At 55.3% G+C, this 22,553-nt stretch carries 20 protein-coding genes; 8 read left to right on the top strand and 12 right to left on the bottom strand.

What is annotated here, in order from left to right:
* From PhaeoP97_RS17305 to PhaeoP97_RS17285, 5 genes are all read right to left on the bottom strand, one after another.
* Nucleotides 1–1,272, bottom strand: coding sequence for an ABC transporter permease (locus tag PhaeoP97_RS17305; protein ID WP_072506162.1), 1,272 nt, complete (start codon nt 1,270–1,272; stop codon nt 1–3).
* A gap of 98 nt (nt 1,273–1,370) precedes the next feature.
* Nucleotides 1,371–2,477, bottom strand: coding sequence for an extracellular solute-binding protein (locus tag PhaeoP97_RS17300; protein WP_072506161.1), 1,107 nt, complete (start codon nt 2,475–2,477; stop codon nt 1,371–1,373).
* A gap of 87 nt (nt 2,478–2,564) precedes the next feature.
* Nucleotides 2,565–3,665 carry an ABC transporter ATP-binding protein gene (locus tag PhaeoP97_RS17295; protein WP_072506160.1) on the bottom strand — a complete coding sequence of 367 codons (1,101 nt, stop codon included), beginning with the start codon at nt 3,663–3,665 and terminating at the stop codon, nt 2,565–2,567.
* A 350-nt stretch (nt 3,666–4,015) separates the two neighbouring features.
* Nucleotides 4,016–5,410, bottom strand: a complete 1,395-nt coding sequence (locus PhaeoP97_RS17290) for an aspartate aminotransferase family protein (protein ID WP_072506159.1) — start codon at nt 5,408–5,410, stop codon at nt 4,016–4,018.
* Nucleotides 5,411–5,475: 65 nt separating this feature from the next.
* Entirely contained in the window at nt 5,476–6,162 is a 687-nt protein-coding gene (locus PhaeoP97_RS17285) for a GntR family transcriptional regulator (protein WP_237028959.1), read from the bottom strand.
* A 141-nt stretch (nt 6,163–6,303) separates the two neighbouring features.
* Between PhaeoP97_RS17285 and PhaeoP97_RS17280 the strand changes: the two genes are divergently transcribed.
* The 4 genes from PhaeoP97_RS17280 to PhaeoP97_RS17265 all read left to right on the top strand — a co-directional run bounded on the left by PhaeoP97_RS17280 (nt 6,304) and on the right by PhaeoP97_RS17265 (nt 10,326).
* On the top strand, nt 6,304–7,389 hold the full coding sequence (locus tag PhaeoP97_RS17280; protein ID WP_072506157.1) for a polyamine ABC transporter substrate-binding protein: 1,086 nt from the start codon (nt 6,304–6,306) through the stop codon (nt 7,387–7,389).
* A gap of 116 nt (nt 7,390–7,505) precedes the next feature.
* Nucleotides 7,506–8,633 (top strand): ABC transporter ATP-binding protein, encoded by a 1,128-nt coding sequence (locus PhaeoP97_RS17275; protein WP_072506553.1) that lies wholly within the window; start codon nt 7,506–7,508, stop codon nt 8,631–8,633.
* Nucleotides 8,633–9,514 carry an ABC transporter permease subunit gene (locus tag PhaeoP97_RS17270; protein WP_072506156.1) on the top strand — a complete coding sequence of 294 codons (882 nt, stop codon included), beginning with the start codon at nt 8,633–8,635 and terminating at the stop codon, nt 9,512–9,514. Before PhaeoP97_RS17275 ends, PhaeoP97_RS17270 begins: the two co-directional genes overlap by 1 nt.
* Nucleotides 9,511–10,326 (top strand): ABC transporter permease, encoded by an 816-nt coding sequence (locus PhaeoP97_RS17265; RefSeq protein WP_072506155.1) that lies wholly within the window; start codon nt 9,511–9,513, stop codon nt 10,324–10,326. Before PhaeoP97_RS17270 ends, PhaeoP97_RS17265 begins: the two co-directional genes overlap by 4 nt.
* Before the next feature lie 3 nt (nt 10,327–10,329).
* Here PhaeoP97_RS17265 and PhaeoP97_RS17260 read toward each other — a convergent pair whose 3' ends face one another.
* From PhaeoP97_RS17260 to cysQ, 5 genes are all read right to left on the bottom strand, one after another.
* Nucleotides 10,330–11,391 carry a glycosyltransferase family 2 protein gene (locus PhaeoP97_RS17260; protein ID WP_072506153.1) on the bottom strand — a complete coding sequence of 354 codons (1,062 nt, stop codon included), beginning with the start codon at nt 11,389–11,391 and terminating at the stop codon, nt 10,330–10,332.
* 1 nt (nt 11,392) lies between these two features.
* Nucleotides 11,393–12,376, bottom strand: a complete 984-nt coding sequence (gene galE / locus PhaeoP97_RS17255) for a UDP-glucose 4-epimerase GalE (RefSeq protein WP_072506552.1) — start codon at nt 12,374–12,376, stop codon at nt 11,393–11,395.
* 75 nt (nt 12,377–12,451) lie between these two features.
* Nucleotides 12,452–13,345 carry a UTP--glucose-1-phosphate uridylyltransferase GalU gene (gene galU, locus PhaeoP97_RS17250; protein WP_072506152.1) on the bottom strand — a complete coding sequence of 298 codons (894 nt, stop codon included), beginning with the start codon at nt 13,343–13,345 and terminating at the stop codon, nt 12,452–12,454.
* A gap of 185 nt (nt 13,346–13,530) precedes the next feature.
* Complete coding sequence (locus tag PhaeoP97_RS17245) at nt 13,531–14,331, bottom strand: 3-deoxy-manno-octulosonate cytidylyltransferase (protein WP_072506151.1); 801 nt, start codon at nt 14,329–14,331, stop codon at nt 13,531–13,533.
* Nucleotides 14,331–15,128, bottom strand: a complete 798-nt coding sequence (gene cysQ / locus PhaeoP97_RS17240; protein WP_072506150.1) for a 3'(2'),5'-bisphosphate nucleotidase CysQ — start codon at nt 15,126–15,128, stop codon at nt 14,331–14,333. The genes PhaeoP97_RS17245 and cysQ overlap by 1 nt, the downstream gene beginning before the upstream one ends.
* Nucleotides 15,129–15,263: 135 nt before the next feature.
* Between cysQ and PhaeoP97_RS17235 the strand changes: the two genes are divergently transcribed.
* Complete coding sequence (locus tag PhaeoP97_RS17235) at nt 15,264–16,085, top strand: ABC transporter permease (RefSeq protein WP_072506148.1); 822 nt, start codon at nt 15,264–15,266, stop codon at nt 16,083–16,085.
* A gap of 20 nt (nt 16,086–16,105) precedes the next feature.
* On the opposite strand, the gene PhaeoP97_RS17230 is transcribed toward PhaeoP97_RS17235, so the two are convergent.
* Nucleotides 16,106–16,708: an alpha-ketoglutarate-dependent dioxygenase AlkB family protein gene (locus PhaeoP97_RS17230; RefSeq protein ID WP_072506551.1), complete on the bottom strand. Its 603-nt coding sequence runs from the start codon at nt 16,706–16,708 to the stop codon at nt 16,106–16,108.
* Nucleotides 16,709–16,920: 212 nt separating this feature from the next.
* Between PhaeoP97_RS17230 and dnaK the strand changes: the two genes are divergently transcribed.
* From dnaK to radC, 3 genes are all read left to right on the top strand, one after another.
* On the top strand, nt 16,921–18,837 hold the full coding sequence (dnaK, locus tag PhaeoP97_RS17225; protein ID WP_072506147.1) for a molecular chaperone DnaK: 1,917 nt from the start codon (nt 16,921–16,923) through the stop codon (nt 18,835–18,837).
* A gap of 76 nt (nt 18,838–18,913) precedes the next feature.
* Nucleotides 18,914–20,077, top strand: coding sequence for a molecular chaperone DnaJ (gene dnaJ, locus PhaeoP97_RS17220; protein WP_072506146.1), 1,164 nt, complete (start codon nt 18,914–18,916; stop codon nt 20,075–20,077).
* A gap of 142 nt (nt 20,078–20,219) precedes the next feature.
* Nucleotides 20,220–20,984: a RadC family protein gene (gene radC / locus PhaeoP97_RS17215; RefSeq protein ID WP_072506145.1), complete on the top strand. Its 765-nt coding sequence runs from the start codon at nt 20,220–20,222 to the stop codon at nt 20,982–20,984.
* 4 nt (nt 20,985–20,988) lie between these two features.
* Here radC and PhaeoP97_RS17210 read toward each other — a convergent pair whose 3' ends face one another.
* The gene (locus tag PhaeoP97_RS17210) at nt 20,989–22,545 is read right to left on the bottom strand and encodes a substrate-binding domain-containing protein (protein ID WP_072506144.1); all 1,557 of its coding nucleotides are present in this window, start codon (nt 22,543–22,545) and stop codon (nt 20,989–20,991) included.
* Nucleotides 22,546–22,553: the final 8 nt, after the last annotated feature.

Genomic DNA, 22,553 nt, shown 5'->3' with positions numbered 1-22,553 from the left:
TTATCCCAGTTTCACGTTGTCGATGCCGACAATCTTGTCATAGGCCCAGTAGAGCGCGAGCACGACCACCAGAAGGATGGTGCCAAGTGCAGCAGCAAGACCCCAGTTCAGAGATTGCGAGATGTGGAAGGCGATCCGGTTGGAGATGAATACACCCTTGGTACCACCCACCAGTTCCGGTGTGATATAGTAGCCAATCGACAGGATGAACACGAGGATCGAACCAGCACCGATACCCGGTACAGACTGCGGGAAGTAGACCCGCCAAAACGCTGTCCAGTTGGTCGCGCCCAGCGATTTGGCCGCGCGTAGATATGTCGGATTAATCGTCTGCATCACAGAATACATCGGCAGGATCATGAACGGCAGCAGGATATGGGTCATCGCCACGATTGTGCCGAACTGGTTGTTGATCATAACCAATCGCGCATCATCCGCGACCAGACCCAACCAGACCAGCGTATCGTTGATGACACCTTGCTGTTGCAGCATGACCTTCCATGCCGATGTCCGCACCAACAGTGAGGTCCAGAATGGCAGCAATACCAGGATCATCAGAAGATTCGCGGATCGTGACGGCAGGTTTGCAAGGATCCAGGCGACCGGGTAGCCCAAAACGATACAGCTTACGGTAATAGCAAGCGACATAATCAGCGTGCGCAGGAATAGTGTACCGTAGATCCGCTCGGTCTCCGGACGCATTTCTGCTCCATCTGCACCTTTCTGGAAATCGGCAGCGTTGAGGAAGTAACCGTTTGTGTAGGCTCCCGAGTAGGTCTGGATCGTCCGCCAAACCTCAGGATCAGCCCAGTCTTCATCAATCTGGACGAACTGCTCCTTGAACGGACCATCAGTTTCCAGGTTCCAGCGCTTGACCTTGCGGCCAGCCTTACGGAACAGCGACGAAATGCCTGGGTTCTCATAGTTTAAACGTGACCCAACACGGGTGTGTGTCTTTTCCGCAGCAGCGACCTGAAGATCAGCAGCAAGAGCGGCAAAGATGGCCTCATCCGGGGTCTGACCCGAATTGGCGTCCCAGTCGTTCAATGCAACAACGGTCTTGGGAAGGGTATCAGAGACGATCTTATTCTCAACCGATCGGAACAGCATGTCAGCAATCGGGAGAATGAAGGTCAGAAGGACAAAGAGCAGAAGTGGCGCGATCAGCATCAGGGCGCGGATCTTCTGCATCCGGAGAGCTCGGGCCAGGCTACGCTTGAGCGGCGTGCCGTCGGCGGCCAAAACCGGTCCGGTGTGGGTGGTATCGCTCATGGGTAGGAGCCCCCGTCGGAATTTTTTGTTGGTGGAGAAGGGACCGTGGCCTAACCCGCAGCCCCCTCCCTATGTGTCAGGATCTGTTCAGAAACAGATTACTTGGCCAACCATGCCTGGAATTTTGCATCCAGATCATCGCGGTTGTCTGCCCACCATTCGTAGTCATAGACGTGCACATTGCCAGCATTGGCCGGGTCTGTCGGCATATGCGGCGCCATGTTGATACCCAAGATAGCGTGCTTGCCAACCAGCGGTGCCGAGGAGGCACGAGCAGGACCATAGGAGATGAATGCTGCTTGATCTGCCAGACGCTGAGTGTCGGTGGCGAACTTAAGGAAATCCATCACACGTGCTTTACGATCTTCGGGCAGGGCAGCAGGAACGATCCAACCATCAAGGTCAAAGGACTGCATATCCCACAGCATATCGATGGGCTGGTTCTGTTCGGCAATTGCTGAGAACAGACGGCCGTTAAACGTCGACCCCATAACAACTTCGCCATCGGCCAGCAACTGCGGAGTTTCTGCACCAGCAGTCCACCAGACAACCTGATCTTTGATCGAGTCCAGCTTTGCAAGGGCGCGTGTCACGCCTTCGTCGGTGCCCAGAACATCATAGATGTCTTCCTTGGCGACGCCATCGCAATACAGAGCCCATTCAACATTGTCGATCGGACGCTTTTGCAACGAGCGCTTACCCGGATATTTGGCGGTATCAAAGATATCGCAGATGGAGCTTGGCGGCGTGTCGCCAACTTTGTCCATGCGGTAACCAAAGGTGGTCGAATAAACGATCTGCGGTACAAAGCAGTCGCTGACGATCAGATCGCCAAAGTCTTCGCTTGCAGGTGTGCCGTCGGGGGCAGCGGCCAGCACAGCGTCGTGATCCAGCTCAGCTGCCAGACCTTCGTCGCACATGCGCATGGCGTCGGACGCAACAACGTCAACCAGATCCCAGGTCACATTGCCCGCTTCGGTCATGGCACGCATCTTTGCAGTCGCCTCGGCAGAGCTCTCGTCCCAGATCACTTTCAGATCAGGGTGCATTTCCTGATAGGGCTCGACATAGGCCTTCAGCTGGCTTTCTTGATAGGCACCACCCCAAGACACGATGGTCATTTCGTTTGCCATATCAGCTGCCATCGCCATCGGCGCACATAGCGCAGTTGTGGCTGCCAAGGCAGTCATTTTAGTGAGTTTCATAGACACTCTACTCCTTGTTGAAATTTTATTTATCTAGATCATTGTCCCCCGGTCGTTCCGTGCCAGGGGTTCAGACGTGCGCGAACGTCAGGCGTCCAGCGCGCGGCAATCTTCTGGAAGCCAGCCGATTTCGATCTGCTGGCCGGGCTTTAACCGCACCTGATCCGGCGCGTTCCGGGTCTTGATGATAAACTCATCATTTCCGGCAACCCGCAGACGGGTACGGAAGATATCGCCCATATAGATGAATTCTAGTACCTCAGCCTTGAGTGTGTGGGCACCTTCTTGCATCCGCTCCTTGTTGTATTCAACGCGTTCAGGGCGGATTGAAACACGGGTGCGCTCGCCGGGCTTGGAGACGTTAATCGGCTTGCAATCGATCAGTTCGCCATCATCAAGTTGCACCAGCGCAATACCGTTGTTAACCTCTTTGACCGTGCCCTCGAGCGTATTGTTCTCGCCAATGAACTGGGCAACGAAACTGTTGGCGGGCTCTTCGTACAGCTGGTCTGGTGGTGCCAGCTGCTGAATACGGCCATCGTTGAACACAGCGACGCGATCCGACATGGTCAGCGCTTCGGTCTGGTCGTGGGTCACGTAAACGGTGGTGATACCAAGTTGATGTGCCAAATGGGTGATCTCGAACTGCATCTTTTCGCGCAGCTGCTTATCAAGCGCGCCAAGAGGTTCGTCCATCAGAACCAGTTCCGGTTCAAACACCAGCGCCCGCGCCAAGGCGACCCGCTGCTGCTGACCACCAGACAATTGGGCCGGACGACGGCCACCAAAGGCCCCCATTTCCACCATATCCAGCGCACGCTTTACCTTTTGCTCGCGCTCGGACTTGCCCATATTGCGAACCTCCAGCGGAAAGCTGAGGTTTTCGGAAATGGTCATGTGGGGGAACAGCGCGTAATTCTGAAATACCATCCCGATGCCGCGCTTGTGTGGAGGGATATTGTTGATCGAAACACCACCAAGGCGAATATCACCGTGCGTCGCTGTCTCAAATCCTGCCAGCATCATCAGGCATGTCGTCTTACCTGAACCTGATGGGCCCAACATTGTCAAAAATTCGCCTTTCGGCATCGTGAGGTTCAGATCTTTGACAACGAGGTTCTCGCCGTCATAACTCTTTTGTACGCGTTCGAATTCAACGAACGCGCTCGTGTTTGACGCATCAGCCAAGTGAGGCTCCCTGGTTTGGTTCGGCAGATTGGCTCTGCACTTCTGCTTTGATGTAAGCACACCCGAGTAGTGGTGTGCAACCGGATCGTCCGGATCATCTCTTCGGTTTACCTTAGGGCCGACGGCTGGGTTAACGGCACTTTTTGCGACCACTGAACATGAAAAAGCGACATGATTGGAATTGCAAATCAGATAGAAACTCTATCTATACTCGCTGTGATTGAGTGCTAAATCCGTTATCGGAAACACTTTGAAATCTGAATTCGTCGCATGAAATCAGATTTTCCGACGCAAAAATGGCGCTAGCCCGAATAGGAGCTAGCGCCAATGAATGTTAGTCCGTTCAGAGATCAGGCGCTGTGGAGCAGGTCTTGCTCCTTAAGCGCCGCATAGCACTCATCCAGAGAACGGCGCGCGCGGGAGATCAGCATGTCAATCTCATCGGTCGTGATGACCAATGGCGGCGAAATGATCATCCGATCACCAACATGACGCATCACCAGATTATTGGCAAAACAGCGTTCGCGACAAATGTATCCCACGGTACCGCCCGCAGCGGCAAAGGTCGCACGTGTCTCCTTGTTTGGCGTCAGTGCGATAGACCCCATCATGCCGACAATCTTGGCCTCACCAACCAGTGGATGATCCGCCAGGGCCTCCCATTGTTCCTTGAGGTAAGGCGCAGCCACATCCTGCACATGCCCTATGATGTTTTCTTCCTCCAGGATGCGCAGGTTTTCCAACGCAACAGCAGATGCAACCGGATGACCCGAGTAGGTATAGCCGTGATTAAACTCACCAGACCCAATCACCGAAGCAATCTCATCGCTGACAATCGAGCCACCAATTGGCGCATAGCCAGAGCTCAGTCCCTTGGCGATGGTCATGATGTCGGGGCGAATGCCCATGGTCTGACTGCCAAACCAGTTACCGGTACGCCCAAAGCCACAAATCACCTCGTCTGCGATCAGCAGGATCTCGTATTTATCGCATATCCGCTGAATTTCGGGCCAATAGGTTGCGGGCGGGACGATAACGCCGCCAGCACCCTGCACCGGTTCCGCGATGAAGGCCGCAACCCGATCTTCGCCCAGCTCCAGAATGGCTTTCTCAAGCTCTTGCGCGCGTGCCAGGCCGAAATCCTCAGGGTTTGTGTCGCCACCTTCGGCCCACCAGTTGGGCTGATTGATATGATGAATATCCGGGATTGGCAGGCCGCCCTGCTCGTGCATGGCTGTCATGCCACCCAAGCTGCCACTACCAACGGACGAGCCATGATAGCCATTCTTGCGACTGATAATCACCGATTTCGTCGGCTTGCCTTTCATCGCCCAATAGTGGCGCACCATCCGAATATTGGTGTCATTTGCCTCAGATCCAGACCCGGCAAAGAATACATGGTTCAATCCCTCCGGCGCCAGCTCTGCAATCTTTGCCGCCAGTGCAATCGCAGGAGCGTGCGTGGTCTGAAAAAAGGTGTTGTAATACGGCAATTCGCGCATCTGACGCGCAGCCACATCCGCAAGCTCGTCACGGCCATAGCCAATGTTAACGCACCAAAGGCCAGCCATAGCATCCAGAATTTCATGCCCTTCACTGTCAGTCAGCGTAACACCGCTGGCACGCGTAATGACACGCACGCCTTTCTCGGCCAGTTCACCGTTGGCAGTGAACGGGTGCATGTGATGGGCGGCGTCCAGTGCCTGAAGCTCGGCCGTGGGAAGATGATTCGTGATCGCAGTCATGGGTCAGACTCCAGAGAAAACAGATTAGCTCCAGAATATGATCAAATTTCATCGTGTCAATCGAATCAGCTTGCTCGCTCCAACCCCTGACTGACCTGCTCCATACCCTGCGCAACATCCCGCTCCATGGCCAGAGCCGCCAAATCTGCATCACGACGATGTAGTGCCTCAAGGATATCTTTGTGACGGTCTGGAAAGCTCTGGGTGCCCAACCGACCACAGACCACCCGCAACGACGGGCCGAACCGTAACCAGAGCCGGTCGGCTAGATCTGTCAGGATCGGCGCATTCGCATGTGAATAAAGCCGCGTATGAAATTGATAGTTCTGAACCAGATAGCCGGCCACATCCCCGGTTGAAATCGCCTGATCCAATGCCGTATCAATTTGCTCCAGAGCTTTGATATCGGGCAAGGTCACGCGTTCTGTCGCCAATCTAGCAAGTTGGCATTCTATTGTTTTTCTTGCATAAATAAGCTCTTTCAAATCGCTTCTGCGCAACATTGGTACCGACACGCGCCGGTTACCTTGAAACACCAACGCCCCATCCGAGATGAGTCGACGTATCGCCTCGCGGACCGGTGTCATACCGGCCCCCAACGCTTCCACCAAACCTTGGATAGTGACCGGCTGTCCCGGCGCCAATTCGCCGAACAGAATCTGTCCGCGCAGGGTCTGGTAGACGGTTTCGTGCGCAGGCAGTTTTGATGACGCCTGACCGGCAACGGGTGGGTCGGATGGGCTTAGATTCACCTTCGGAGTTCCTCCTGAATTTTGGGCAGCTTGCACCAAGTTTTCCCAAGTGAAAACATAAACAGTATTGCCGAATGAGGTAAAACTTGATCAAATCCACATCAGCCGGGCACGGAAACCGGCACGCACAGGGAGACAAAAATGACACTTAAGACGATGACATTGACCGCCATCGTGGCGCTCAGCAGTGCGGCCGCCGTCGCTGAAGAGGTTCGCGTTTACAACTGGTCCGACTATATCGACGAAGAGCTACTGACCAAATTCGAAGCAGAGACTGGTATTGATCTGATTTATGACGTGTTCGACAGCAACGAGTTGCTGGAAACCAAGATGCTGGCCGGTGGGTCGGGCTATGACGTGGTTGTTCCGACCGGGTCGTTCTTGGCGCGTCAGATACAGGCGGGAGCGTTCCAGAAGCTCGATACCGCCCAGCTGTCGAACGCGGGAAATATGTGGGATGTGATCAAGGATCGCACCGAACGCTACGACCCGGACAACCTCTATTCGGTTAATTATATGTGGGGCACCACCGGGATTGGTGCAAACACCGCCAAAATCGAAGAGGCTCTCGGCGCAGATGCTCCGATCGACTCGCTCGAACTGGTGTTTAACCCCGCAAATATGGAAAAACTGGCTGAATGCGGCGTCTACTTCCTAGATGCACCAGATGAAATGATACCCGCAGCGCTGAAGTACATCGGCGAAGACCCCAACAGCATGGATCCCGATGTAGTTGCCAAGGCGGAACCTGTATTGTTGGCAATCCGCCCCTACGTAAAAAAATTCCACAGTTCGGAATACATCAACGCACTGGCAAACGGTGATATCTGCGTCGCCTTTGGGTGGTCCGGGGATATCTTGCAAGCGCGTGACCGCGCCGCCGAAGCCGAGAACGGCGTCGAAATCGTCTTCAATGCGCCCAAGGAAGGTGCCCTGATGTGGTTTGACCAGATGGCGATTCCCGTCGACGCTCCAAACCCGGAAGGCGCGCATAAGTTCCTGAATTTCATTATGGAAGCCGAGAATATGGCCGCAGCTTCCAATTATGTTTATTACGCTAATGGCAACAAGGCGAGCCAGGAGCATCTCGAAGAGGACGTAATCGGTGATCCGGCGATCTATCCCAGCGAGGAAACGCTGAGAAACCTCTACATCAAAGAATCCTACCCGCCAAAGGTGCAACGTAAAGCCACCCGGATGTGGACAAAGATCAAGTCCGGCACCTGATCCGACAGCAATGAGCGCGCGGGCATGACACGTGCCCCGCGTTTCACCATTGAGGAGCACCGGCGCCTGTTCCATGCGCCTGTTCCGACCACTTGCGCGAAACCTTGGGGGCCCTTTTGACCATTCCTGTTTTTGAACCCTGGAACGATCCAGAGGCCAAGCCCCTGATCCAATTCCAGAACGTGACCAAACGCTTTGGTGAGTTTACCGCCATCGACGATCTCACTCTCGGTATCTACGAGAAGGAATTCTTTGCGCTTCTTGGTCCTTCAGGCTGCGGCAAAACCACCATGATGCGTATGCTGGCCGGGTTTGAGACCCCAACAGAGGGAAAAATTTACCTTTCAGGTCAAGATATTGCCCCGGTGCCGCCGAACAAGCGTCTGGTCAACATGATGTTCCAATCCTATGCGCTGTTTCCGCATCTCAGCGTCTGGGACAATATCGCCTTTGGTTTGAAACGCGAAAACCGACCCAAGCACGACATCGCAGAACGTGTGCAGGAAATGCTACGCCTGACCCGGTTGGAAAAATTCGCAAGCCGCAAACCGCATCAGATCTCAGGCGGGCAACGCCAACGCGTGGCACTGGCCCGATCTCTGGCCAAGGCGCCCAAACTCTTGTTGCTGGACGAACCTTTGGGCGCGCTCGACAAAAAGCTGCGCCAGGATACCCAGTTTGAACTGATGGATATCCAGGAGAAAACCGGCACCACCTTTGTGATTGTCACCCATGATCAGGAAGAGGCGATGACTGTCGCGTCCCGCGTTGCGGTAATGGACAATGGCAAGATCGTACAAGTCGCCACACCTGATCGCATCTACGAAACGCCAAATTCGCTCTATGTTGCGGATTTCATTGGTGACGTGAATATCATTGACGGTACAGCCACCCCCAGTGGGCCAGAACAATACGCCGTAAATTGGAAAGATGGCGCAGCGCCACTAACGATTAAAAGCCAAGCGGCGTTTTCTGAAGGACAGCGCTGTCATCTGGCAATCCGGCCAGAGAAAGTCACCATCAGCGCGGATCGTCCGACAGACGCAGACAATACGGTTCAGGGACGCATCCTTGATATCGCGTATCTCGGCAACATCTCAACTTATCACGTAGAGCTGCCCTCCGGCGCGGTGATCAAGGCGCAGGCTGCCAACACCCGCCGCATCTCCCGTCGTGCCTTTACTTGGGAAGACCCGGTCTGGCTGTCTTGGACAGCCACCGCCGGTGTTCTCTTGGCTGACTGATGCGCCGTTTTCTCCTGATCGCAATCCCTTATGCTTGGCTCCTAGCGCTGTTTTTGGTGCCCTTTGCTATCGTCTTCAAAATCGCCTTGTCGGACGCGGCAGTGGCACGCCCCCCCTATATGCCGCAATTCGATTGGATCACCGGGGTCTGGGCATTCTTGTCCAAACTGGATTTTGAGAATTTCACCTGGCTGACCGAAGATGATCTTTATTGGAAGGCTTATCTGAGTTCGCTCAAGATTGCCGTCATCTCGACGTTCTTCACCCTGCTGGTAGGCTATCCGATGGCCTATGCTATGGCGCGCGCGCCAGAAGAATGGCGCCCAACTTTGATGATGCTGGTGATTCTGCCATTTTGGACCAGCTTTCTGATCCGTGTCTACGCGTGGATGGGTATTCTGTCGAACGAGGGCCTGCTGAATCAGTTCCTGATCTGGTTGGGATTGATCGACACGCCCCTTGTCATCCTGAACACCAATACTGCCGTCTATATTGGCATCGTCTACACCTATCTGCCCTTCATGATCCTACCCATCTATTCAGCGCTGGAACGGCTCGATGGATCCCTGATCGAGGCCGCAGAGGATTTGGGCTGTTCGCGGATGCAGGCCTTCTGGCTGGTCACAATCCCACTGTCCCGTGCCGGTATCATAGCGGGCTGCTTTCTCGTCTTTATTCCGACGTTAGGTGAGTTTGTGATCCCGTCCTTGCTAGGTGGATCCGACACGCTGATGATCGGCAAGGTCTTGTGGGAAGAGTTCTTCTCCAACCGCGATTGGCCGGTAGCCTCGGCGGTGGCGGTTGTCCTCCTGCTGATCCTCGTGGTGCCCATCGTGCTGTTCCAACGCAATCAGCAGAAACAGCAGGAGGCTGAACAATGAATCGTTTGAGCTGGTTCAACACCGTCTCCCTGACGCTGGGGTTTGCGTTTCTCTACATTCCGATGGTGATCCTGATTATATTCAGCTTCAACGAAAGCAAGCTGGTAACGGTCTGGGCAGGTTTCTCAGTTAAATGGTATGGTGAACTGTTACAGAACGAGGCATTTCTGAATGCCGCCTGGGTCACGCTAAAGGTGGCCGTGCTCTCCTCCACCATTGCAACTGTGCTTGGGACCATGGCCGCCTATGTTCTTGTGCGCGGCGGCCGGTTCCTTGGCCGCACGCTGTTTTCCGGTATGATTTATGCACCTCTTGTCATGCCAGAGGTGATCACTGGCCTCTCGCTCTTGCTCTTGTTCATCGGCATCGGAATGGATCGCGGCGTTATGACCATCGTACTGGCGCATACAACTTTTTCCATGTGCTACGTGTCGGTTGTTGTATCCTCGCGCCTGGTAACGTTTGATCGCTCTCTGGAAGAGGCGGCGCTTGATCTTGGCTGCTCCGCGGCTGAGGCATTCCGCCTTGTCACCCTGCCGATCATTGCCCCTGCGGTCATATCGGGCTGGCTCCTGGCGTTTACCCTTTCGCTGGACGATCTGGTGATTGCGTCTTTTACCTCGGGGCCTGCGGCAACCACTTTGCCAATCAAAATCTTCTCGGCGGTACGCCTGGGTGTCAGTCCGGAAATCAATGCGCTGTCGACCATCATGATCGCAATCGTGACAGTTGGAGTTCTAACCGCTTCGCTGGTGACCAAACATCAATTGGTCCGCCAGCGCCGGGACGAACAGAATGCGGTGCGCACCTAAGGCTTAGCGCGTGCTCCAGTTCGGGGCACGTGCGAGACCCAAGGCCTCCAATTGTTCTGGCCCCTCATACCGCAACGCACCCGAGTGCCAGAGATCAGGTGCTTCTGCCAGCTCATCATAATAGCCCGCAAAGGCTGCAGGATCGCCAAAATGTTGCTGGCGCTGCTTTTCAATAGAAGATTTTTCGACCACTTCCGGCAGAAATTTTGTGTGCAACAGCACGCCTGATGGCGCGTTTCCACCCGGTCCATCATACAGCCCGTTCAACCGCCGTGGAAGGATCGCATGGGTCGAATTCGTATAGGCAAACCGGCGGTTCCATTTTATCAACGGCAACTTATTCAACGTCGGCGAACGCTGAGGATCATCACAAAAGAATACCCGCTCTCGCAACCCGCCCTGTACCCACAGGTTTCCACGTGGCAGCTGCCGAGTCGCGCGATATGGACCGGGATCGAACCAGGGCAACGCAATGCGAGGATCCTCACCAGCCGTGTAGCCTGTAGAATTCAAGCGGCCTTGGGGAAAGAGATCCAACATCACTGCGCCGAAACCCGGTTGCCGCTGCTGCTCCAGCAGCTTTGTGAGCCCCCGCAGCCCGTGGATCGCATCCCCTCCAAAAACAAGCAATTCGTCTGTATCAACACTTAGGCACCAACGCCCGTGGCTATGGCAGATCTGAAGCCACGTGGCCCAGTCCAAGCCAAACCGCGCATCTCGGTAGTGCGCTGAGGTCCGCCAGAGCGATACATCTCGCTGCGCGGCAAGAAAGGTTCCACTCTCGTCGTCGCTGCCATTGTCGACCATTAGAAAATGATCCACGCCAAGAGCCCGATAAAACGACAAAAAATAGGGCAGGCGAGTAGCCTCGTTTCGCAGCACCGTAACTGCCAGAATCGCGTCAGGTCGCAGATTCTCTGTGCGAGCTACTACCTGCGTCAGCTGGTGACGTGCGCGAAAGGATCGCCATAACAATGCACGCCGCTGCCAACGGAGCCGGTAAGCCGCAGCCCGGCTGATCTCCGGCAGCGGCAAAGAAGACAAAGCCGATGACGGCCCCTGCACCCTAACGCTCGTAGCCGCTTGTTTTATGCCAGCCCCAAGCGTCCGCTATCATTGTTTCAAGATCAGAGCGTTTTGGCTGCCATGCCAATATGGTCGCAGCCCGCACCGATCCAGACACCAGTTTCGTGCAGTCCCCAGCCCGACGCGGGCCAATGGAATGGGGTACTGTTTTGCCAGTTGTGGCCTCAGCTTTATCCATCACTTCGCGCACCGAAAAACCGGTGCCGGTGCCGAGATTGAAGACTTGGCTGCCCTTGCCATCGTGCAGCCACTCAAGCCCAAGGACATGGGCGTCAACCAAATCGCAAACATGCACATAATCGCGCACACACGTGCCATCGGGTGTATCATAGTCGGTGCCGAAGATAGTGAGCGCATCCCGCTTGCCCTCAATGGCATCCAGAACCAACGGCACGAGATGGGTTTCGGGGCGGTGAAACTCACCAACCTCTGCCTCGGGATCGGCACCAGCCACATTGAAATAGCGGAAAATCACCGACCGCAGCCCATGCGAGGCCCCAAAGTCGCGCAGAATATCCTCAACCGCACGTTTGGAGGCGCCATAGGCGTTCAAAGGCAGCTGAGGTGTGCTCTCGTCCAGCACAACATTGTCATGCTCACCATAGGTAGCGCAGGTCGAGGAGAATACAAAATCCAGACATCCCGCAGCAACGGCCGCTTCTATCAACGTCAGCGAGCCACCGACGTTGTTGGCCCAGTAGCGCCCCGGCTCGCTCATGGCTTCGCCAACCTGACTAAGCGCTGCAAAATGCATCACAGCAGCAGGCTGATATCTGGTGAACACCTCGTCCAGTCGCGCCCGGTCAGTCAGATCGCCCTGCTCAAACGGACCAAACTTTACTGCGTCTCGCCAACCGGTCACGAGATTGTCATAGGTCACGGGCGTATAGCCTGCCGCACGCAACGCTTTACAAGCGTGAGAGCCGATATAGCCTGCTCCGCCGGTCACCAGAATATTTTTCAAAGCTGCCTCATCTTGCTCAAAAGGCCGGACATACTTGCCCGGCCGTGTCATACTATTCGTCGCACGGAATGCTGGCTACTGCGCCGCTTTGCTGATCTGCGCGACCTCGTTGATGTAGCACATCAGATCATCACGCAGCTCTTCGCGAGCCAATGCAAAGGCAACCGTCGCCTGCAAAAACCCAGCCTTAGAGCCACAGTCAAAGCGTTGCCCACGGAACCGATAGCCATACACCGGGACTTCATTGGCGATATCTTCAGCAATTGCGTCAGTCAGCTGGATCTCTCCACCCGCGCCTTGTTTCTTTTTGTTGAGGTTGCGAAGGACAGAAGGCGCCAGAATATAGCGACCGATTACAGCAAGGTTAGACGGGGCATCTTCTGCCTTGGGCTTTTCAACCATGCCGTTCACCGACACAACTGACCCCATGTCTTCTTTGACGTCAAGAACACCGTAAGACGAGGCCTGCTCTGGCGGTACTTCCATCGCTGCAACCATATTGCCGCCGGTTTCCTCATAAGCCTCAACCATCTGCTTCAGACAGGGTGTCTCAGCAGCGATCACATCATCGGGCAGGATCACAGCAAAGGGTTCGTTGGCAATCAAACGCCGCGCGCACCAGACCGCGTGGCCCAGACCAAGTGCCTGATGCTGGCGGATATAGGCAATCGCGCCAGAATCCATATTGGTCGCCTTCAGGATCTCCAGAAGATCATCTTTGCCCTTCTTACGCAGCTCCTGCTCCAGCATCGGAGAATGGTCAAAATAATCTTCCAAAGCGCCTTTTCCGCGCGACGTGACGAAGATGAACTCTTTGATACCGGCCTCTCGGGCCTCGTCGATCGCGTATTGTACTAGTGGGCGATCAACCAGCGTCATGATTTCTTTGGGGACGGATTTGGTAGCCGGCAGAAAACGCGTCCCGAGCCCTGCCACTGGAAAAATTGCCTTCGTTACTTTTCTACGCATCTTGCACTCTCATTATCTATTTCCGAACCGTTCTAATGCGGTTCATCCGTGGTGGCCGTTACAGCGACGAAACCTGCCTAGAAAGGCCGACTTGAGTATTCCGCAGGCAATGCAGAAAATATACCCTTAGTCACGTCACGTTCACGCCAACCCTTAAGATGTTTCATTTTATCGACAATTCGGGCCTATTTGTGACCCATTTTCTGCATCATCGCCTCGATCAGCGGCACGTCCTCTGGATTGTTCAACTCCCAGAACTCACGCCCACGCGACTCAACCTCCACACAGAGGATCTTGCGTCCGTTTTCCAGGAACCGCAGCTGCTCCAATCCCTCGAGAGTTTCCAGCGGCCCGATGGGCCAGTCGGGGTAGGCCGTCAGCGCATCCGGTCGATAGGCATAGACACCAACATGATGAAACACCGGGGTGGCATCAGCTGTCTCGTAGGTCTTGGAGGTGAAAGGCACGACTTCTTTTGAGAAGTAGAGCGCGTTGTGATCACTGCCGAATACCGATGTTGTGCCTCCAACGCGCCCCGCCTTGCGATCAGCCAGCAAGCTGTTCAATGTCGCGCCATCGCAGCGCAGCACCGGTGTCGCCAGCCCCTTGTCAGGGGCTGCGCGCAACCCGGTAATCAGATCCTCCACGAACCAATGCGGCGTCAGTGGAGCATCCCCTTGCAGGTTCACCACGATGTCATAATCGCCACCCAGGTTCTTCAACGCCTCGGCACAGCGTTCGGTCCCGTTACCGCAGCTTTCAGAGGTCATAACCACCTCTGCGCCGAACCCTTGGGCCGCGTCGCGAATACGGTCATCATCGGTGGCGACGACCACCCGGTCTACACCGGTCACGGCCATTGCAGCACGCCAAGACCGCTCTATCAGGGTCTGACTTTCACCGCTGGCACCAGTCAGCGATACAAGTGGTTTGCCAGGATAGCGGGTTGATGCATAGCGGGCGGGGATGACGATAAGAACGGACATCAGGCTTTCTTCAGCTCCACACCAGGCGCGTAGGCAATAAAGAAGGGGTTGGCATAGCCTTCCTTGCCGTAGGTAAGCGGGGAATGATCGTCGAAGCGCACCACAGCACCACCAGCGCCGCCAAGCACCGCATGGCCTGCGGCAGTATCCCATTCCATTGTGCGCCCGACCCTCGGGTAAAGATCGGCTTCCCCGGTTGCCACGAGACAAAACTTGAGCGATGAGCCGGCGCTTTTGCTGTCCTTCACAGCATATTTGCCAATGTAATCATCCGTCGCTTGGTCACGGTGCGATTTCGAAGCAACAACCATCAGTGCATCATTGTTGCTCTCGGCTACGCGGATTTGCTTGATCTCACCCATGATGGCTGGGTCAAACGCCCCTGTCTCTTCGACCGATGAGCCATCTGCCAGGGTAAAGAACATCCGCGATCGTGCCGGGGCATAAACCACGCCGCGTGTCGGCACGCCTTTTTCAACCAGCGCAATATTCACGGTGAAATCGCCACGACGGTGAATGAACTCCTTGGTGCCATCCAACGGATCAACGATCAGGAAGGTGTCGCCAGTTTTGCTGTGGGATTCCGCCTGTTCTTCGGTCACCAGCATGACGTTTGGAAAGGCGGCCCGCAATCCGGCTGAGATCAACGCATCAGCGGCTTCGTCCGCTGCGGTAACCGGGCTTTCGTCCGATTTCACTTTCACCTCGAATTCTTCCGAGTCGTAGATCTCCATGATCTTCTCTCCGGCTTCGATCGCCAAACGGCGGATTACCGGAATAAGGTCATCATATGTCACGCAAGCACTCCCATGGCCGGGTTTTATTGATTACGGCAGTTGCCCCCCTTATGATCGTGGTGAAACGGAACAGCAAGATTTCCGTGGTAACGATGAGCAGAGTTTCACCTACAACAGGTCAGGCACCAGAACCCTATGTTCCAGCAGCGACATCAACGGTCCTCATTGAGCAGCTTCATCGCGATGAACGAAGTCGTCTTTCATTCCGTGGTGCGCAGTGTTCGGTCGAAACACAATAATGCGTTTCTCGCCCTTGCGACCAATCTACTGCAATCGGTGCTGTTCGTTCTCGCCTTCTATGCAATGTTTTCGCTGCTGGGAATGCGTGCCGCTGCGATACGGGGTGATTTCCTGCTCTATATGATGTCAGGCATCTTCCTGTTCCTGACACACACTAAAGCGGTTGCAGCAGTATCTGGCGCAGAGGGGCCGAGCAGCCCGATGATGCAACACGCCCCGATGAACACCATCGTTGCGATCCTGTCTGCCGCCATTGGATCACTATACATTCAAGTACTGTCGATGTTCATCATCCTGTTTGTCTATCACGTGGCCTTCACGCCGATTGAGATCGACCAGCCGATTGCTGCATTTGGGATGGTGCTGCTGTCGTGGCTCACGGGTGCTGCCGTTGGATTGATATTGTTGGTCCTGAAACCCTGGTCACCTGGGACAGTGGGGATTGTCTCCCTTATCTACCAACGCGCCAATATGATCGCGTCCGGTAAGATGTTCCTCGCCAATACACTGCCCAGTTTTATGCTGGCGATGTTTGACTGGAATCCGCTGTTTCACTGCATTGATCAATCACGCGGCTTTGTGTTCATCAACTACAATCCCCATTTCAGCAATTGGCAATATGCCTGCTGGGTTGCATTGGTTCTAATTATGATCGGCCTCATGGGAGAATTCTACACACGGCGCCGCGCCTCTATCAGCTGGGGAGCAAAGCGCTGACCCCCTTGATCATTTGCAGTTCAAGTCGCCACCCGTAGTGTCAGATTGATCCGACCCCCCTTCGGCAGCAGCCGTGAAGATCTGAAGCGGATCCGGTCCACGCCATGGTACATCAAACGCGCCTCGCCGCCCATCACCACCACATCGCCAGAGTTAAGCCAGATGGTATCCGTCCTGCCGCCGCGCGTCTGGTTACCGATACGTAGCAAACCGTCATCGCCCAAGGAAATAGAGACCACCGGGTAGGAAAAATCGGCCTCGTCCTTGTCCTGATGCAGCCCCATCCGGGCGCCTTCACCATAGTAATTGATCAGGCAACAATCTGGTTGCCGCTCTAGCCCAGTGGTGACACGCCAGAGCTCCAGAATCTCCTCTGGGATATCCGGCCAACGCCGTCCGCTTGGATGCCGCGCTTCGTAGCGATAACCGTTACGGTCACTGATCCAGCCTAAAGCCCCCGCTGACGTCATGCGCACAGACATCTGCCCACCACCCGGAACCTCTGGTGAAAACAGCGGCGCGGCACGCAAAACTGGGCGCAAGCACTCGATCAGCTCTTGCTGCTCCGCCATATTCAATAGGGGTTTTGTCAATTCAAACCCCCGCAACCGCAACTTGGTCATCGCTGTTAGCCCGTTCTTAACCATTCCCCTGTCAAAAACCGCAGTAATTCGCGAAACAGGACGCGTTCTGGCGGTTGCAGGGGGCATTTACGCTCCCTATATACGCCGAGAAGCGGTGAGGTGCAGACCAAACCGCAAGTGAATCGGGGCCGGAATGCCAAAATGGGTTCAGACCTCGGGTAATCGCCTTAGAAAGTAAAAAGGGATCGAATATGAGCAAAGTTATCGGAATCGACCTCGGGACCACAAACTCCTGTGTGGCCATCATGGACGGCTCGCAGCCTCGCGTTATCGAAAACGCTGAGGGCGCGCGCACCACCCCGTCGATTGTTGCCTTCACCGACGATGAACGTCTGGTGGGCCAGCCGGCCAAGCGTCAGGCCGTCACGAACCCGGACAACACCGTTTTTGGCGTTAAGCGCCTGATCGGTCGCCGGTTCGACGATGCGGACCTGGCCAAAGACAAGAAAAACCTACCTTTCGCCGTGATCAACGGCGGCAACGGCGATGCATGGGTCGAAGCCAAGAGCGAGAAATACTCCCCCTCGCAGATCTCTGCCTTCATCCTGGGCAAGATGAAAGAAACCGCCGAATCCTATCTCGGCGAAGAAGTAACCCAGGCCGTCATCACTGTGCCTGCCTACTTCAACGATGCCCAGCGTCAGGCGACCAAAGACGCCGGCAAGATCGCCGGTCTTGAAGTCCTGCGCATCATCAACGAACCGACAGCTGCGGCCCTGGCCTATGGTCTGGACAAGGAAGAAACCCAAACCATCGCGGTCTATGACCTTGGTGGCGGTACATTCGACGTAACCATTCTGGAAATCGACGATGGCCTGTTTGAAGTTAAATCCACCAACGGTGACACGTTCCTTGGTGGTGAAGACTTTGACATGCGTATCGTCAACTACTTGGCAGACCAGTTCAAGAAAGAGCACGGCGTTGACCTGACCAAGGACAAGATGGCTCTGCAACGTCTGAAAGAAGCTGCTGAAAAAGCCAAGATCGAACTGTCCTCCTCCAGCCAGACCGAAATCAACCAGCCGTTCATCTCGATGGATCCGTCCTCGGGCCAGCCGCTGCACATGGTTATGAAATTGACCCGCGCTAAGCTCGAGAGCCTGGTTGGCGACCTGATCAAGGCCTCAATGAAGCCTTGTGCCGCCGCTTTGAAAGATGCCGGTCTCTCGGCATCCGACATCGACGAGGTGGTTCTGGTCGGCGGTATGACCCGCATGCCCAAAGTAATCGAAGAGGTCAGCAAATTTTTCGGTAAGGAACCCCATAAGGGTGTGAACCCGGATGAGGTTGTCGCAATGGGCGCGGCCATTCAGGCCGGCGTTCTGCAAGGTGATGTGAAAGACGTTGTTCTGCTCGATGTGACGCCGTTGTCGTTGGGTATCGAAACCCTCGGTGGCGTGTTCACACGCCTGATCGACCGTAACACCACCATCCCGACCAAGAAGAGCCAGGTATTTTCAACCGCAGAAGACAACCAGAACGCCGTGACCATTCGCGTGTTCCAGGGTGAGCGGGAAATGGCTGCCGACAACAAGATGCTTGGCCAGTTCAATCTTGAAGATATCCCACCCTCTCCGCGCGGCATGCCGCAAATCGAAGTCACTTTTGACATCGACGCCAACGGCATCGTGTCGGTCGGTGCTAAAGACAAGGCAACAGGCAAAGAACAGAACATCACGATCCAGGCGTCTGGCGGCCTGTCCGACGCCGATATCGAGAAAATGGTCAAGGACGCCGAAGAGAACGCTGAGTCGGACAAAGAGCGCCGCGAATTGATCGAAGCAAAAAACCAGGCCGAGAGCCTTATCCATTCGACCGAAAAATCGATGGAAGAGCATGCAGACAAGGTGGATCCGACCACCATCGAAGCAATCGAGCTGGCCATTGCTGCACTGAAGGACGATCTCGAGAACGAGAAGTCAACTGCCGATAAAATCAAATCGGGCGTTCAGAACGTTACAGAAGCCGCGATGAAGCTTGGCGAGGCGATCTACAAATCGGCACAGGACGATGTAGAACAAGAACCCACCGCCGCAGACGAAAGCGGCCCTGGGGATGACGATATTGTCGATGCCGAATTCGAAGATCTGGACGACAACAAGCGCTAAGGTCTGATTTTGGCCGAAGCGGGCCGGTCCGAATTCCGGGCCGGCCCGCTTTCGTTGCGGCAAGAGGGGTATTCCGATGTCCAAACGAGATTACTATGACGTTCTCGGGGTGTCCAAAGGGGCCACCGCCGATGAAATCAAGAAGGGCTTTCGCACGAAGGCCAAAGAGCTGCACCCTGATCGGAACAAGGACAATCCTGAATCCGAAGGACAGTTCAAAGAGGCCAACGAGGCCTACGATGTATTAAAAGATCCGGAAAAAAAGGCGGCTTACGACCGCTATGGTCACGCTGCCTTTGAAAACGGCATGGGCGGTGGCCAACGTGGTGCTCAGGGTGGTCAAGGCTTTGGCGGCGGCGACTTTTCGTCGGCATTTTCTGATGTATTCGACGATCTGTTCGGCGACTTCATGGGTGGTCGTGGCGGCCAGGGCGGCGGGCGGCAACGTGCGGCGCGCGGGTCCGATTTGCGTTACAATCTTCGCATCTCGCTCGAAGATGCCTTTGCTGGCATGCATAAAACGATCAACGTCCCCACAGCGGTGGCCTGCGGCTCTTGTGAGGGAACCGGCGCCGAAGGCGGAGTTGAGCCAACCACCTGCCCCACATGTTCAGGCATGGGCAAGGTACGCGCTCAACAGGGCTTCTTTACAGTCGAGCGCACCTGCCCCACATGTTCAGGCCTCGGCCAGATCATAAAGAACCCTTGTAAATCCTGCCAAGGACATGGCCGTGTCGAAAAAGACCGCTCACTGTCTGTGAACATTCCGGCCGGCGTTGAAACCGGCACACGCATTCGTCTTGCGGGCGAAGGCGAGGCAGGGATGCGTGGCGGTCCTCCTGGCGATCTCTATATCTTTGTCGAGGTGTCTGCCCACGATCTGTTTGAACGCGATGGAAACAATCTATATTGCCGTGTTCCGGTTTCAATGGCCAAAGCTGCTCTTGGCGGTGCCATCGAAGTTCCGACCATAGACGGAGGCCGTGGGCGTGTACAAATCCCGGAAGGCAGCCAATCAGGCCGCCAGATGCGCCTGCGTGGCAAGGGTATGCCAGCCCTGCGCGGTGGCCCAACCGGCGATATGTTCATTGAATTGGCAGTGGAAACCCCGATGAACCTCACCTCCCGGCAGAAAGAGCTTCTCCGTGAATTCGAGGATCTTTCGGAGGACAACACGAATCCCGAATCTCGTAGCTTTTTCTCTTCGGTAAAAAGCTTCTGGGACGGGATGAAGGGGTAAGAACCTAACCCGACTTGTGTTGTAATGCAATGAAAGCGCTCCATTCGGGGCGCTTTTATCATTGGGACTAACATCTTCCCATCAACATGTCGGGCAGCTCCACGTTAACGATTCTTCAACCATGATGTCAGCATCATGGCGCATGCCAAAGGATCCCGCATTCGAGGACGTTTCTCTGCCGCTGTTCCCACCCGGTGACGAAACCGAACCCGTGTCCGCCCCCAGCAGACGCCTCCCCTCGTATATCAAGGATCACCGTATAAGGTTGCGCACTCGGTTTATGGACGGGGGGGCCGCTGCCATGCCCGACTACGAACTTCTAGAATTGCTTCTCTTTCGTTCGATCCCCCGTCGCGACGTTAAACCCCTCGCGCGGCGACTGCTCGATACGTTTGGAGATTTCAATCGTGTAATCACTGCCCCCTCTGACCGACTGGCCGAGGTGGAGGGCATCGGCTCCTCAGTCATTACAGATCTCAAGATTATCGAAGCCACGGCGCATCGAATGGCGCGTGCAAGAATCATGTTGCGGCCTGTGCTATCTTCTTGGGATGCGCTGCTAGATTATTGCCATACGGTGATGGCCCACCGGGAAACCGAACAGTTTCGCGTGCTGTATCTGGATAGAAAAAATATCCTAATTGCCGACGAGGAACAGGCCAAAGGCACTGTTGATCACGTCCCAGTCTATCCACGTGAAATCGCCAAGCGCGCCTTGGAAATCAGCGCTAGCGCATTGATACTTGTGCACAATCACCCGTCCGGTGATCCAGCGCCGTCCAACAGTGATATCCAAATGACAGATCGTGTCGCCGGCGCATTAGCAGCATTGGACATTGTGCTGCATGACCATCTGATCATCGGAAAATCCAGCGAGCTTAGCTTTCGCTCTGCTGGCTATCTTTAGGTCGTCAGCGCACCCAAACTTCGACCCGGCGATTGACCTGACGCCCCCATCTTTGATCTTCGCAGGCCATTGGCAAGGCCTCTCCAAAGGCCGCCAAGCCTATCTCAGTACGCTCAAGATTGGCAGTCTCTGCTGCCAAAATCACCGCATCCCGAACAGCCTCTGCCCGTTTCATCGCGATGGATTTATTGCCGTTGGCGGGGCCATCCCCATCCGAAAACCCAACAAAGACCAATTCACGTGCATCATAAGCCCCAGCTTCAAGCGATCTGGCCAGCTGAATGATATTGCTACGTGATTGTGCGTCCGGACGAGTTGACCCCGGTTCAAAGCGAAACGATGTGGTCAGCCGTTGCAGGCCTGTCAGCCGCTGAACAAGCCGCTGCAGCTCTTCCAAAGACACCTCAGGCCCCGCTGCCGCTATAGCATTTGCCAGCCGGTTGCCTTGGGCATTCATTGAGATGCGCTCAGGTGCCTGATCAACAAATCCGGCGCGACGGATCACAATCTGCGCCCCTGGCCCCCGCACATAGCTAAGAAAATCACGTGCCAGCTTTGGCAAACGGCGCGATGGAAGGTAGAGAAACATCGGAGCCGTCAGCGGGTAGTCCTCAGTCTTGATCGACCGACGATTTGCCCGCAGTGAAAACCCGCACGTCCCTCTCAATGTCAAAACTCTCGCGGTTGAGGTTTCCGCGAAACTCGCTAATCCCAGAGCAAAGGGGTCGGTCGCAACCACGCGCGCTAAGGTGCTGCCACGATCATGGCGGCGCAGCCGATTGCCTAGTTTGGCGACCGCCGGACTGGCGAGGCGATCATCAATAGCCTGCGCAAGCCCTGACCCCGCCACCGGTAAATGCAAGGAAATCGGCGCATCGGCGCCGCCCAATTCCGACCAGTTGTTGATGTCACCTGAAAGAACACGCGCCAAGTTCGATACGGAAATCGATCGCACGGGGTTGCTCGGCGCGACAACCGGGACCATGGCGTCAAGCGCCAGCACACGACTGCGCTGTGGACCGGTCATATCTCCCATACCGGCCTCACGGGCACGAGCGCGTTCAGCGCTACGAATCTCGCGCAGGGCCATCACAATATCAGCCTCGTTGGCCAGAAGATCGGCAAAACCTTCGTCGGTATTGCTCACAAAGAAGCTGAACCGCGCGGCCACACGACCAGTGTCTCTTAGCAGGACGTAGTCAAAGTTGTTGTCGGGCATAGAATCGCGCCGGGTCTGGAACCCATTGCGCAGCGCAAAACCTTCAATCAGCGCAGGCAACAGAACTTCGGCCATCGTCGACGACCCAGAAAGAGCAACTTCTGCAACAAAATCAGACAGGCTGGGGCAGCCAGGGCCCTCGCAGCTGACACCCGATCCATCAACTGTCAGCTCACCAAATTTCGTCTCGACCCGATAGAACTCTCCGTCAAAACCAAGGATGTTCCCAGTGATTTCAACGGCTCCATCAGGCGACGAAAGTGTCACATCCTGCGCATGCAGCGGCAGGATTTCGGTGACAAGAAAGAGTGCGGCACAAACCGCCGCACGAAACAAAGCCATGAGAAATC

Source organism: Phaeobacter porticola, from assembly GCF_001888185.1.
Taxonomy (GTDB): Bacteria; Pseudomonadota; Alphaproteobacteria; order Rhodobacterales; family Rhodobacteraceae; genus Phaeobacter; species Phaeobacter porticola.
This window is presented reverse-complemented; position numbering and strand designations above follow the sequence as displayed.